The sequence below is a fragment of the Nonomuraea sp. NPDC049152 genome, from assembly GCF_040648355.1.
Classification (GTDB): Bacteria; Actinomycetota; Actinomycetes; order Streptosporangiales; family Streptosporangiaceae; genus Nonomuraea.
On sequence record NZ_JBEZDO010000003.1, the window covers coordinates 274762 to 287209 of the forward strand.

A 12448-nucleotide genomic window follows, 5' to 3' on the forward strand; every position below is an offset into this window, starting at 1 on the left:
TTCGCGATGGTCACGGCTGCGTTTCCATGTTCGTGTGGGGGCTCTCGCGACGAGTCCTGCGGTTTCTGCCCAGCAGCGTCCAGGCGCCCAGTGCCAGCCCGCCGAAAGGGATCTCGACAGTGTAGGTCCAGAAGCCGAAGAGCAACGCCGTGGCCGTCGCGGCGGCCGTGTCCACGCCGAAAGCGGAAGTCAGCAGCAACACGACACCCCCCTCCATGAGCCCCGCGCCACTAGGTGTGACCAGGACCGCGGTGAGCACCCGGGACAGGGCGAAGACCGCGATCGATTGTGCAAGACCAGGATACGCGCCGGTCGCCTGCATGCAGCAGATCATGATCAGCCACTGGAGCACCAGGAAGGCGATCATGCTGGTGGACAGGCCCAGCCACCTGGTTCTCACGATCCCCGCGATGTCCTTACGGAGTTTCTCCAACGATTCGGACGCGGAGAACTTCAGGCGGGCCAGCCGTACGAGCGCGTCGAGGGCGCGGCCGAGCAGCGCGGCGGCGCGGTCCCAGTAGAGCGCGGCCGCGACGACGCCGACGAGGGCGAGGATCGAGACGGCGCCGACCCATCCGGCGTTGGCCACGGTCGGGTTGGGCACCTCGCCCGCCATCAGCAGCGCGATGATGCCGACAGCGGGCAGGATGAACCTGAACATGGTGTTCCACACCCCGCTGACCAGCGTCATCACCACGATGGGGCGGTTGCCGAAGCCCCAGCTCCTGGCCATGGCGAAGGTCAGCGCCACGCCCGCGGCGCCGCCGAACGGCAGCAGGTTGCTGACCGCGCTGCCGGCGGCGTTGAGCGTGAGGCCCTGCACGTTGTTCAGGCCGGGCATCGCGTTGGTCAGCACGAAGGTGTAGGCGATCAGGCTGGCCAGCCACACCGTGGACATCAGCGCGATCATCCCGGGGCTCATCGTGGCGAACTCCGCGCCGATCTCCGCCCACGAGACCTGCTTGCCGGTGAGCGCCTGCACGATCTGCGGGAGGTAGACGACGAGCGTCACCGCCAGGCCGAGGGAGACGACCGACAACGAGATCTGGAGCCACTTGTTCTTCATCGATACCACCCTGCCCCGGTTCGCGGGTGTTCAGCGTCGTCCTGAGGGATGAGGCGGCCGATCCTCACGTGGTCCTCACGGCGCCTCGTCGAAGGGGTGCCTGAGGCGGGTGCCAGGGGGCAGGTCGCGCCGGACGTACCACTCGGTGCCGAAGACCAGGCGGTAGAGCGGGCCCGGGATCTTCAGCAGGACGGCCAGCGTCCTGTCGCCGTCTCCACCGCTGGCCTGGGAGGCGTGCGCGATCATGCTCGCCCGTTTCTGCCTGGTGTATTTCCTGACGTTGACCCTGTGGGTGATCTGCTCGCCCGCCGTGTAGGCGCTCTCGAAGGTCCTGAGGTCGAACTCGGGAGGGAAGGTGTAGACCTTGCCCGCCAGCCGCAACGCCCTGATCAGCGGGTCCCTGTTGACCGTGGCCTCCAGCACGATCGGCGTCCGCGCGATCTGCGCGGCCCGTCTGCCCACCCTGTGCACCTGCACGTGGTCGGGATGGCCGTAGCCGCCCGCCGGGTCGTAGATCGACAGCAGGTCGGCCTTCTCCTCCTCCAGCACGGCCGCGAGCGCCTTGGCGGCCTCCTCGGAGTCGGCGTCGATGAAGGCGTTGTCGGACCGCTCCTCGGCGATGCCGCCCGAGGGGCTCAGCCCCGAGTCGCCGTAGCCGAGACACACCACGCGCGCGCAGCCGAGCACCGCGGCGGACTCGTACAGCTCCCTCATCCGCTTCTCACCGAGCGCCTCGCCCTTCTCCATCTCGGCCAGGCCGCGTTCGCCCGCGGTGGCCACGACGAGCACCACTCGGTGGCCCTCGGCCGCGAGCATCGCCATCGTGCCCGCCGTCAGGAGGGCCTCGTCGTCGGGGTGGGCATGGAAGAACACAGCGGTACGTGGTGGCACAAGGTCAGATTAGTGTGGGACGGGTGCGGATCCTTCACGTCAGTGACTGTTACCTTCCGCGGCTCGGGGGCATCGAGGTGCAGGTCGCGGACCTCGTCAGGATGCAGCGCGAGGCGGGCCACGCCGTCGAGGTGGCCACCGCGACCAGGGGAGAGACGCTTCCCGGCGTCCACAGGATCGTCGCCAGGATGCCCTTCGACCTGCCCGTCCACCCTCGTGGTGTGGGCAAGCTCACCAGGCTCATGACCTCGAGCAGACCCGACGTGGTCCACGTCCACGCGGGCGCGGTCTCGCCGTTCGCGTGGATGGGGGTGCGCGCCGCCGTCAGGGCGGGGCTGCCCGTCGTGGTGACGGTGCACAGCATGTGGGACCCCGTCACCCGGCTGCTCTACACCGCGCTCAGGCTGGTGTTCGAGTGGCACAGGTGGGGGCTGGTCGCCACCACCGTCAGCAACGCCGCGGCCGGGCCGATCCGGGCGGTCGCGGGCCGGGGCACGCCCGTGCACGTCGTCTCCAACGGGCTCGACGTGTCGGGCTGGCGGCCCACGGGCGCCCTGCCGCCCAGCGACGGCGAGGTGCACCTCGTGGCGGTCGGCAGGTTCGCGCCGCGCAAGCAGCCCGTCCGTCTGCTGAAGCTGTTGCGGGCGGCGCGCGCGAAGGTCCCCTCCGGCGTCCCGATGCGGGCCACGATCATCGGCGAAGGCCCCGCGCGCGGCTCGATGGAACGCTTTCTCGCCGCGAACGGCATGAACACGTGGGTCTCGCTGCCCGGCCGCCACACCCGCGAGCAGATCGCCAAGGTGCTCTCGTCCGGCGACGTGTTCATCGCCCCCGCGCCCCGCGAGTCGTTCGGGATCGCCGCGCTCGAGGCGCGCGCGGCGGGGCTGCCCGTCGTCGCCCGCAGCCAGAGCGGCGTGGCCGACTTCGTCAGGAGCGGCAAGGAGGGGCTGCTCGGCCGCTCGTTCGACGACCTGGTGTCGGCCGTCGTGCGGCTGTCGACCGACACCTCGCTGCGCGAGTCCATCGCCGAGCACAACCGCGCCACGCCGCCGACGACCGGCTCGTGGCCGCTGGTCCTCGAGGGCTTCGACCGCTGTTACCTGGAGGCCATCGACTGATCCGCGTCGGTCTTGCGCAGCACGACGTAGCCGTTGCGCTCGAAGACCTTCTCGTAGCCCGATGTCAGCAGGAGCGCGACGCGTTCGGCCTGGGCGGAGGGCGAGCCGTGGGGATACTCCCATCGGGCGACGTCGGCCACGACCCACGGCGCGTAGCGGGGCTGGTGATCCCACAGCAGCACGGTGGCGCGTGAGGTCAGGGCGGGGCCGAGCGAGTTGGTGACCTCGACGACGACGCCCGATGGCACTTTGGAGACGGCCTCGGCCGCCGCGAGCGTGCGGTCGGGGTCGGCCCGGTAGAAGGCGGGATGGGCGAGCTGGTCCAGGGCGAAGCGGGGGAGCAGGGTGAGGGCGACGACGGCGACGCCGACCGACCACCCGACCTTCAGCGAGTTCGGGCCCTTGATCCGGCGCAGCAGCCGGGAGAGCCCGTCGACGCCCGCGCAGAACAGGATGATCACTGTGAACGCGCTGTACTGGAAGTCGGCCTGCCACCACGACGACCTGTCGGACAGCATGCGCTCGAGGACGTGCGGCAGCGCGATGAGCGAGACCGGGGAGAGCAGGCAGAGCATCAGCGTCGGCCAGACCAGCAGGAAGAGCGTGTCGACCTTGGCCTCCTCGCTGAACGGCAGCGCGAGCGTGCCGAGCGGGTCGCCGAGCAGGTGGAGCAGCGCGCTCGGCACGTCGGCGCCGAGGTGTCCGTAGGCCCAGAAGTCGCCGGTGTCGCCGCCGGCCAGCTTGATCAGCACGCCGCGCACCAGGACGGTCCACGCCAGGCCGACCGTGACGCACAGCAGGCCGCGCAGCCGGTCGCCGAGCAGGACGAGGCACGCTCCGGCCCCGATGGCCATCAGGCCCATGTCCTCCTTGACGAGAAGGAGGGCGAGCATGGCCACGAACGCGGGCAGCGGGCGGCCCGCCTGGTAGCGCTCGATCATGATGGCGGTCAGCAGCGGGACGAACATCACCTCGTGCGCGTCGAACGCGGCGGCCTGGGCGATCGGCCACGACACGGCGTAGGCGAAGGCGACGAGGTAGGCGGGAGCCGTACCGAGGATCCTGCGGGTGAAAGCCCACAGGAAGGGGATCGCGGCCGCGAACAGGGCGGCCTGGGCGACGATCAGCGTGGCGGGACCGTCATGGATCCAGTAGAGCGGCGCGAGCAGCGCGTAGATCGGCGAGAAGTGGTCGGCCAGCTGCGGGTAGTCCATGCCGCGGTCGTGGAAGACGCCCACCGAGGGGATGTACGGCGCGCCGAAGCGGGCGTAGCCGCGCACCGCCTGGTCCACGATGACCAGATCGAACGTGGTGGCGCGGAAGGTGACGAGCCTGACCAGGCCGAGCAGCGCGTAGGCGAACGCCGCCGCGAGCGACAGCAGGTAGACCCATAGGCGGGGGGAGGTCGTCGGGCGCACGGGGAACAGGGTAGACAGATCGGACGCCTGACCCTGGCCGCCGCGCCGCGCTGCCCCCCACAGGCGGTGCGGCGGCCAGGCGATTCATCAGGTGCAGGCGCTCTGGATCTTGGTGGAGAAGCCCTGCATCTTGCCGGTGAACTCGGTGAGCTTCGAGGCGTCCTTGAGGTCCTTGATGCTCTCGAAGCCGGCGGCCAGGTCGTTCAGGGCCGCGGCGATCTCGCCGTCGTACTTCGCCGCGAGAGCCTTGGACTTCTCGGCGGCGGTGTTGGAGGCCTTCTCCATGGCCTTGGGGTCGGTCATGCCTGCCGACAGACTGCCCGTCCACTCCTGCATGATCTTGGTGGCCTCGTTCCCGGCCGCGTTGCAGTCGACGGCGGTGCCCACAGCACCGCAGGCGGTGAGGCCTGCGAGGGTCAGCGTGGCCGCGGAGACGGTGATGGCCCGCTTGAGGAAACGCATTCTGGTGCCCTTCGTTGGATGTGCAGCAGAAGGGACATTATGGGCCCAGACTTGATGTTCACTTACATCCCGCTTACATCACCTGTCACATGCACGAGTAGGAGCCGTGTCATGACACAGAGCCACCAGCTGAAGCGGGTCATCGGGCGCAAGGTCTGGCCGAGTTCGCCCCGGTGATCGTCGGCGCGTTCGCCTTCCTCGGGTCGTCGCGCCCACGTGGATGCCCGTGCTCGGTGCGGTGGCCCGCCTCTTCCTGACTCTGCCGATCACGGGCCGGTCGGGCGACGTCTACCTGCGGGCGGCGATCCTCGTCGGCATCGCCGTCGTGCTGTGGTTCATAGACCGGATCTTCGTGGGGCCGATCGAGGAGGTCGACATCACCAAGATCAACCCTCCTGACTGAACCCGTGCAGCAGGGCGTGGACGATCGCGTCGGTGTCGCCGAAGTCCATGCCCAGCAGCCCCCGGTACGCGACGAGCCCGGCGAACAGGTCGGTGAGTAGCCACAGGTCCGCGTCCTGCGCCAGCTCGCCGCGCGCGATCGCCCGGTCGTAGACGGTCCACGACCGTTCCATCCTGGTGCGCATGCTGTCCCTGACGATCGCCGCCACGGCCGGGTCCCTGCCCGCCTCGCCGTACACCTGCCTCGCCAGGGTGGCCACCGCGGGGTCGCGCCAGATGGTGACGGTGTCGGAGACGATCACACGCAGGTCGCCCTCCAGTGAACCCGTGTCGGGGATGGCGATCTGGGCGTCCATCAGGGCCGTCATCGTGGCCAGGAGCAGGTCGCGCTTGGTGGCGTAGCGGCGGAAGACGCTGGCTCGCCCGACGCCCGCGGCCTCGGCGACCTCGTCCATCGTGAAGGCGAGGCCCTTGTCGAGCATCAGCCTGACCGCGCCCTCCTTGATGCGGAGGTCGAGCGTGGGGTCGGGCTTGCGGCCTCTCGTCATTGTCCAATCCTTTATGAGACTATTAGTATCTGATATCGGAGGTATCGAATATGAGAGTAGTCGTGATCGGCGCTGGGGTCGCGGGACTGGCCCTGGCGCGGGCATTGCACGGCCACGAGGTGGAGATCTACGAGGAGGCCCCCTCCCTGCGTACGGCGGGCGGTTCGGTCACGCTCTGGCCGGGCGCCGTGGGCATCCTCGGCGAGCTCGGCCTCGACCCGGGCGGAGTCGGGGAAGAGCTGGCGAGGCTGGGATCGTGGTCGTGTGATGGCCGCCGGCTGTACACCGTGGACGTCGCCTCGATCGGGCGCGCAGTCCACCTGGCACGCAGGGAACTTGTCGAGTTACTCGCCGAGGGTGTGCGCGTCACCTACGGCGCGCCGGTGGTCGCTGCCGACCCCGACAAGCCCGAAGTACGGCTGGCCGACGGTTGTGTGGTGCGCGGCGACGTGCTCGTCGGCGCCGACGGCCGCAGGTCGGTCGTCAGGCACGCGCTCTGGGGCGCCGATCCCGCCGAGCCGGGCGGCTGGGTGACCTGGCAGGGCTTCGCGCGGCTGCCCATCCGTGAGGGCTACATGATCACCGGGAGGGAGGGGTTCTGCGGGCTGCTGCACGCGGGCGGCGGGCGCGTCCTCTGGTGGTTCGACGTGCGCTCGGGGCCCGGCAGGCCGCTCTGGGGCGACGAGCCCGATCCGGTGGGGCGGCTGAAGGAGCTGTTCGGCGGCTGGGCCGAGCCCGTGCCCTCGGTGCTGGCCGCGATCAGGGAGCCGGACTTCTTCCCCCACCACCGGCACAAGGTGCCCGCTGTGTGGGGGCGCGGGCCGACCACGCTGGCGGGCGACTCGGCGCACACCATGCCGCCGACCATGGCGCAGGGCGCGAACCAGGCGCTGGAGGACGCGTGGGCGCTGGCGAGGGCGCTCGGCGGCGGCGGACCCGTCCCGGAGCGGCTGCGCGCCTACGAGCGGGCCAGGGCCAAGGTCGTGCGGCGGCCGGCCATGCTGGCGCGGACGGAGATGACCAACAGCCACCAGCCGTGGTTCAGGCTCTTGCCCGACCGGCTCATGACGCAGGCGTTCGCCGCCATGCTGCGCTGGAGCGGTAGCTACCCGATCACGTCTCGCTCTTCCACCATTGGGCGACCGAGCGCCTCGGATAGCGGACCCTCAGCTCGCCGTACTTGATCCGGCCGGTGATGCGCACGTGGAGGATGCCGTGCCGGGGGTGCGCGGGCACGGTCACCTTGGCCTCTCCGCCCCATTCCGCCTGGTAGCCGTCCACGTTCGCGGTGGCGCCCTCAGGCAGGACGATCTTGGCGGAGCCGTACTTCAGGTCGAACTCGATGTCGACCACCGGATGGTCGACGCTCGCCTCGGACAGGTCGAGGCTGGCGTTGCCGTACTTGGAGACGATCCTCAGCCGCTGGGGCACCGGCCAGTCGCCCGAGCGGCTCACGTCGCCGCTCTTCGACTCCAGCACCACCGCGTCCGCGTGCGGAGCGGAGGCACCGGCGACGGGCACGAAGGCGCCCGCGCCCGGCAGGTCGGACAGCGGCTCGGTCAGGTCGCCGTAGGTCTTGGCGGCGAAGGCCAGCTCCAGCCGTTCGTCCAGCTCCGCCGGGGTCAGCCGGCCCTCGGCGAAGGCCTTCTGGAGCTGCTGCGCGGCCCGCTCTCGGTCGGCGTCGGACACGCGCATCCGTCGATCGTTCATCCGCGTCTCAGAAAGCCTCGGAAGTCTAGGGAAGTCTCAGAAAGGGAGGGGTCTGCCAGAGGGGGTGCGCAGGTCGAGGGGAACGGGGCGGCGGGGGAGCCGCGGACGGGGGACCAGCTGGAGCTTCTTCACCTAGTGGAATCCTTCCAGTGGGACGTACCTATGTAATACCCGATGATCAGGTGTAACTCACCCTGTCGCGGTAACCTCACAGATATGGCGTTCGCGCACCCGGCGTTCTTCTACAAGGACGACGTGGACTATCTCTCGGGCACGGCCTCGTTCATCCGCGCAGGACTGGCGGCGGGTGACCCTGTGGCCGTGGCGGTGCCAGGCCCCAACCTCGAGCTGATCAGAGACGAGCTCGGCGAGGCGGCGGGGCGGGTCCGGATGCTGGACATGACGGTCGTGGGCCGCAACCCCGGCCGGATCATCCCCGGCGTGCTGCGCGACTTCGCCGACCACTATCCCGACAGGCACGTGCGGATCATCGGCGAGCCCATCTGGGCGGGCCGCACCGGCACCGAGTACCCAGCGTGCGCCCAGCACGAGGCACTGATCAACCTGGCCTTCGAGGGACGCCGCGTCACGATCATGTGCCCCTACGACGCCAAGCGGCTCGAGCCCGAGGTCCTCGACGACGCCGAGCTCACCCACCCCGTCCTCCAGGACGCCAACGGCGAGCGCGAAAGCGGCCTCTACGCCCCCATGCGGGTGATCGACGGCTACAACGTGCCCCTGTACGAGCCGCCCGCGTCCGTCGCGCTCCACTTCGACAGCGGCAACCTCGGCGAGGTGCGGCACATGGCCAACGAGTGGGCGATGGCGGCCGGGCTGTCCGGCACCCGCCTCGACGACGTGCAACTGGCGGTCTCCGAGCTGGGCGCCAACAGCCTCGACCACGGCGGCGGCTCGGGTGTGCTGCGGGTATGGCACGAGGAAGGCCGCCTGGTCTGCGAGGTCAGCGACGCGGGGCACATCCTCGACCCGCTCGTCGGCAGGTCCCCCGTGGACCCGCGCACGCCCGGCTCGCGCGGCCTGCTGATCGTCAACCTGCTCAGCGACCTGGTCCGTGTCCACACCCGTGAGGGTTCGACGGTGGTGCGCGCCTATTTCGACCGGCCGCAGTGAGCCGCAGGACGGCGGCATGACGCTGCTGCGTTCGATGCGGGCACGCCCGACGGACGAGCCGCACCGCGTCGCGACCCCGCTGGAGCTGTTGTTCGACCTGTTCTTCGTCGTCGCGGTCTCCTTCGCGGTCAACCAGCTGGCTCACGCCCTGTCGGCCGGGCACCTCGGCGAGGCGCTGGCCGGCTACTTCACCGCGTTCTTCGCCATCTGGTGGGCGTGGATGAACTTCACCTGGTTCGCCTCCGCCTACGACACCGACGACTGGATCTACCGCGTCATGACGCTGGTGCAGATGGCGGGCGTGCTCGTGCTGGCGGCGGGGGTGCCGAGGGCCTTCGAGCATCACGACTACCGGGTCTTCTGGTTCGGCTACCTGATCATGCGGTTCGCGATGGCCTTCCAGTGGCTGCGCGCCGCCGCGAGCGACCCCGCGCACCGGCGGGTGGCACGGCGCTACGCGCTCGGGATCTGCCTGGCGCTGGTCTACTGGTCCGTCCTGTTCGTCGCGCCCGAGTCGCTGATGGTGCCGGTGTTCGCGCTGGGCGCGGTGATCGAGCTGGCCGTACCCGTGTGGTCGGAGAGGGGCACGCGCACCACCTGGCACGCGCACCACATCGCCGAGCGCTACGGGCTATTCACGATCATCATGATGGGCGAGAACGTTCTGGGCGCCACCGTCTCGGTGCGCGGCGCACTGTCCGACCAGGGCGCCAAGCCGTCGCTGATCGCATTGGCCGTCGGCGCGCTGGTGATCGTGTTCGCGCTGTGGTGGATCTACTTCGGCCCCGAGACCCACGAGATCCTCACCTCGAACAGGGTCGCGCTGCCGTGGGGGTACGGCCACTACGTGATCTTCGCGTCGATCGGGGCCGTCGGTGCGGGCATCGAGGTCAACGTCGCCTCCGTCACCGGCGAGAGCGTGCTGACCAGGTCGCAGGCGGGCCTGGCGATGGCCGTCCCCGTCGCGGTCTTCCTGGTCGCGGTGTGGGCGCTGCACATCCGCCCGCACGCGTACGGCAGAGCCGACAGCGCCGCCTTCCTCATCGCGGCGGCACTGGTGCTCCTGGCCTGTCTCGCCCCCTCGGCCGTCCCGCTGATCGCGGTGATCATGGCCGCGCTGGTGGTGGCGTCCACGCTGATCAGGCGGGCAGCGTGGCCCGCACGGTGAACCCGCCCTCGGGCAGGGGGTGCGCCTCCAGCCACCCGTCGAACAGCGCCACCCGCTCACGCATGCCGATGAGGCCGTGGCCGAGCGCGCGCCGTCCCGGCACCTCGTGGCCGGGCGCCGGGCCCTCGTCGGTGATCTCCAGGAACAGCTCCCTGTGCCGGTGCGCGACCGTGACCACCACCCTGGTCGGGCCCGCGTGCTTCAGCGTGTTGGTCAGCGCCTCCTGGATGATCCGGTAGGCCGACAGCTCGAGACCGGCGGACAGCGGGGCGGGCTCGCCGCGCACGTCGAGCTTCACGACGAGGCCGGCCACGCGCACCTGCTCCACCAGCTCCTCCAGGCGGCCCAGGCTGGGCTGCGGGGCGTTGACCTCCGTCTCGTGCACCGACCTCAGCACGCCCAGCATGCGCCGCAGCTCGTGGACGGCCTCGCGGCCCGCCTCCTCCACGCCCGTCAGCGCCTCCCGCTCGCGGGCCTGCTCCTCGTTCAGGCAGCGGCGCACCGCGCCCGACTGCATGACCATGACGCTGACGCTGTGGGCGACGATGTCGTGCAGCTCGCGGGCGATCCTGTTGCGCTCCTCGTTGACCGCCTCCCTGGCCAGGAGCGCGCCGCGCTCCTGCGCCTGGGCGGCGACCTCCCTGTGGCGCTGGACGGCGAAGCCCGCGCCGGCCGCGACGCTGGTCATCACCAGGGCGATGGCGACGTCGCCCGGGCCGATGGGCGCGTCGTCGGTGAAGACGACCAGGCCGACGAAGCCGAGCGCGAGGGCGAGGCCGGCGGGCGTCCGCCAGTTCCTGGGCGGCACCTCCGCCATCAGCGTGAAGAGCAGCAGCAGCTCGACGTAGAACTGCCAGGCGCCCAGCGTCTCCTGTGACAGCGGGATCGCCATGCCGCCGAACACCGCGTAGGCGGCCAGCGCGGCGAACGGGATGCGCCGCCGTACGGCCACCAGGGCCGCGCTCGCGACGGCGAGCCCGATCCACAGCGCGGGATGGGCGCGGCCGGGCTCGCCGGTGCGGCCACCGATCTCCTCTGCCAGCGAGAACACGGCCACGATCACGGCGATCGCCCAGTCGAGCCTCATGGATCCCGACTGTAGAGCGTCGCCAGGCGGCAACAAATCACCCGCTAGACGGACATCACCGCTCTACAGATGACATATCGGCGTAGCGGGCGCCCTGAACGGCGTCGGCCAGGCCGGACAGCGCGTCCAGCTGCTCGGCGGTGAGGGGGAAGGAGGCCGCGGCGGTGTTCTCCTCCAGGTACTTCAGCCGCTTGGTGCCGGGGATCGGCACGATGTCCTCGCCCTGGGCCAGCAGCCAGGCCAGGGAGAGTTGAGCGGGCGTGCAGCCCACTTCGGCGGCGATCTCGGCGACGCGCGCGACCAGCCCCGCGTTGTGGTCGGCCGCCTCGCCCGAGGTCCTGGGGTTGACCCTGCGGAAGTCGTCGGCCGCCAGCTGGTCGGCGGCGGGCAGCGCGCCGCTCAGCAGGCCGCGGCTGATGGGGGAGTAGGCCACCAGCTTGACGCCCAGCTCGCGCGCGGCGGGCAGGATCTCCTTCTCGATGTCCCTGGTGAACAGGGAGTACTCGCTCTGCAGGGCGTAGACGGGGTGCGTGGCGTGCGCCCTGCGCAGGGTGTCGGCCGAGACCTCCGACAGGCCCAGGTTGCGCACCTTGCCCTGCTCGACCAGCTCGGCCATGGCGCCGACCGACTCCTCGATCGGGACGTCGGGGTTGCGGCGGTGCATGTAGTAGAGGTCGATGTGCTCGACGCCGAGGCGCTGGAGCGAGGCGTCGCAGGCCTGCCGGATGTACTCGGGGGTGTTGTCGATGCTGCGGACGCCGCCGTCGCGCCTGATACCGAACTTGGTGCCGAGGAACACCTCGTCGCGGCGGCCCTTGATGGCTCGGCCGACGAGCTCCTCGTTGTGCCCCAGGCCGTACATGTCGGCGGTATCCAGAAAATTCACGTCAAGGTCTAGAGCGCGGTGAATGACGGCGATCGACTCGGCTTCATTGGTTTCGCCGTAGAACTCGGACATGCCCATGCAGCCGAGCCCGATCCTGGAGGTCATGACATCTCCTTGTACATATTGATCTTGTAGTCGAGGACATCGAGGTCCTGTGCGAGTTCGGCGATCCTGGCGGCCACGCGGACCCTGTGGGTCTCCAGCATCCGCTGGCGCTCGGGGGCGGTGTGCCGTCCCTGCCGGCGCAGGTCGGCATAGCGGCACATGTCCGCGATCGGCATGCCGGTGCTGCGCAACCTGGTCAGGAACTCCAGCCAGCTCAGGTCCTGCTCCGTGTAGTCGCGGTGGCCCTTGCCATCCCTGTCGACGGAGTGGATGAGCCCGATGCGCTCGTAGTAGCGCAGCGTGTGGGCGCTCAGCCCCGACCGGCGCGCGGCCTCCTGGATCGTCATGCCTCCAGAGTCGCCCTTAGAGTGCACTCGAAGTCAAACCGGACGCAGGACCGGTAGTCAGCTGTACCCACCCTGAGGGGGCCAGCGCCACCAAGGGTCGACTCCCGCC

14 protein-coding genes are annotated in these 12448 nt (G+C 70.1%); 5 read left to right on the forward strand and 9 right to left on the reverse strand.

Features of this window, described 5'->3' with window-relative positions:
• Nucleotides 1-10 precede the first annotated feature (10 nt).
• Both AB0B45_RS07835 and AB0B45_RS07840 read right to left on the reverse strand, forming a co-directional pair.
• Complete coding sequence (locus tag AB0B45_RS07835; RefSeq protein ID WP_358127007.1) at nt 11-1066, reverse strand: lysylphosphatidylglycerol synthase transmembrane domain-containing protein; 1056 nt, start codon at nt 1064-1066, stop codon at nt 11-13.
• 75 nt (nt 1067-1141) lie between these two features.
• Nucleotides 1142-1957: a PIG-L family deacetylase gene (locus AB0B45_RS07840; protein WP_358127009.1), complete on the reverse strand. Its 816-nt coding sequence runs from the start codon at nt 1955-1957 to the stop codon at nt 1142-1144.
• A 23-nt stretch (nt 1958-1980) separates the two neighbouring features.
• On the opposite strand from AB0B45_RS07840, the gene AB0B45_RS07845 reads away from it, so the two are divergent.
• Complete coding sequence (locus AB0B45_RS07845; RefSeq protein WP_358127012.1) at nt 1981-3075, forward strand: glycosyltransferase family 4 protein; 1095 nt, start codon at nt 1981-1983, stop codon at nt 3073-3075.
• Here the strand turns inward: AB0B45_RS07845 and AB0B45_RS07850 are convergent.
• Both AB0B45_RS07850 and AB0B45_RS07855 read right to left on the reverse strand, forming a co-directional pair.
• Nucleotides 3054-4493 (reverse strand): DUF2079 domain-containing protein, encoded by a 1440-nt coding sequence (locus AB0B45_RS07850; RefSeq protein ID WP_358127015.1) that lies wholly within the window; start codon nt 4491-4493, stop codon nt 3054-3056. The genes AB0B45_RS07845 and AB0B45_RS07850 overlap by 22 nt on opposite strands.
• Before the next feature lie 87 nt (nt 4494-4580).
• The gene (locus AB0B45_RS07855; protein ID WP_358127018.1) at nt 4581-4955 is read right to left on the reverse strand and encodes a hypothetical protein; all 375 of its coding nucleotides are present in this window, start codon (nt 4953-4955) and stop codon (nt 4581-4583) included.
• A gap of 220 nt (nt 4956-5175) precedes the next feature.
• On the opposite strand from AB0B45_RS07855, the gene AB0B45_RS07860 reads away from it, so the two are divergent.
• Nucleotides 5176-5358, forward strand: coding sequence for a hypothetical protein (locus tag AB0B45_RS07860; protein WP_358127021.1), 183 nt, complete (start codon nt 5176-5178; stop codon nt 5356-5358).
• Here the strand turns inward: AB0B45_RS07860 and AB0B45_RS07865 are convergent.
• Nucleotides 5342-5905 (reverse strand): TetR/AcrR family transcriptional regulator, encoded by a 564-nt coding sequence (locus tag AB0B45_RS07865; protein ID WP_358127024.1) that lies wholly within the window; start codon nt 5903-5905, stop codon nt 5342-5344. The genes AB0B45_RS07860 and AB0B45_RS07865 overlap by 17 nt on opposite strands.
• Before the next feature lie 50 nt (nt 5906-5955).
• Between AB0B45_RS07865 and AB0B45_RS07870 the strand changes: the two genes are divergently transcribed.
• The gene (locus tag AB0B45_RS07870; protein WP_358127027.1) at nt 5956-7089 is read left to right on the forward strand and encodes an NAD(P)/FAD-dependent oxidoreductase; all 1134 of its coding nucleotides are present in this window, start codon (nt 5956-5958) and stop codon (nt 7087-7089) included.
• On the opposite strand, the gene AB0B45_RS07875 is transcribed toward AB0B45_RS07870, so the two are convergent.
• Nucleotides 7019-7600 (reverse strand): DUF1707 domain-containing protein, encoded by a 582-nt coding sequence (locus AB0B45_RS07875; RefSeq protein ID WP_358127030.1) that lies wholly within the window; start codon nt 7598-7600, stop codon nt 7019-7021. The two genes, AB0B45_RS07870 and AB0B45_RS07875, sit on opposite strands and share 71 nt — an antisense overlap.
• A gap of 231 nt (nt 7601-7831) precedes the next feature.
• On the opposite strand from AB0B45_RS07875, the gene AB0B45_RS07880 reads away from it, so the two are divergent.
• Together AB0B45_RS07880 and AB0B45_RS07885 are read left to right on the forward strand one after the other, a co-directional pair.
• Complete coding sequence (locus tag AB0B45_RS07880; protein WP_358127033.1) at nt 7832-8746, forward strand: sensor histidine kinase; 915 nt, start codon at nt 7832-7834, stop codon at nt 8744-8746.
• A gap of 16 nt (nt 8747-8762) precedes the next feature.
• Nucleotides 8763-9914: a low temperature requirement protein A gene (locus AB0B45_RS07885; protein WP_358127037.1), complete on the forward strand. Its 1152-nt coding sequence runs from the start codon at nt 8763-8765 to the stop codon at nt 9912-9914.
• Here the strand turns inward: AB0B45_RS07885 and AB0B45_RS07890 are convergent.
• From AB0B45_RS07890 to AB0B45_RS07900, 3 genes are read right to left on the reverse strand one after another with little or no spacing between them, the layout of a single operon-like run.
• The gene (locus AB0B45_RS07890) at nt 9886-11001 is read right to left on the reverse strand and encodes a sensor histidine kinase (RefSeq protein ID WP_358127040.1); all 1116 of its coding nucleotides are present in this window, start codon (nt 10999-11001) and stop codon (nt 9886-9888) included. The two genes, AB0B45_RS07885 and AB0B45_RS07890, sit on opposite strands and share 29 nt — an antisense overlap.
• A gap of 55 nt (nt 11002-11056) precedes the next feature.
• Nucleotides 11057-11992 carry an aldo/keto reductase gene (locus AB0B45_RS07895; RefSeq protein WP_358127043.1) on the reverse strand — a complete coding sequence of 312 codons (936 nt, stop codon included), beginning with the start codon at nt 11990-11992 and terminating at the stop codon, nt 11057-11059.
• Nucleotides 11989-12339 (reverse strand): MerR family transcriptional regulator, encoded by a 351-nt coding sequence (locus AB0B45_RS07900; protein WP_358127046.1) that lies wholly within the window; start codon nt 12337-12339, stop codon nt 11989-11991. The genes AB0B45_RS07895 and AB0B45_RS07900 overlap by 4 nt, the downstream gene beginning before the upstream one ends.
• Nucleotides 12340-12448 lie beyond the last annotated feature (109 nt).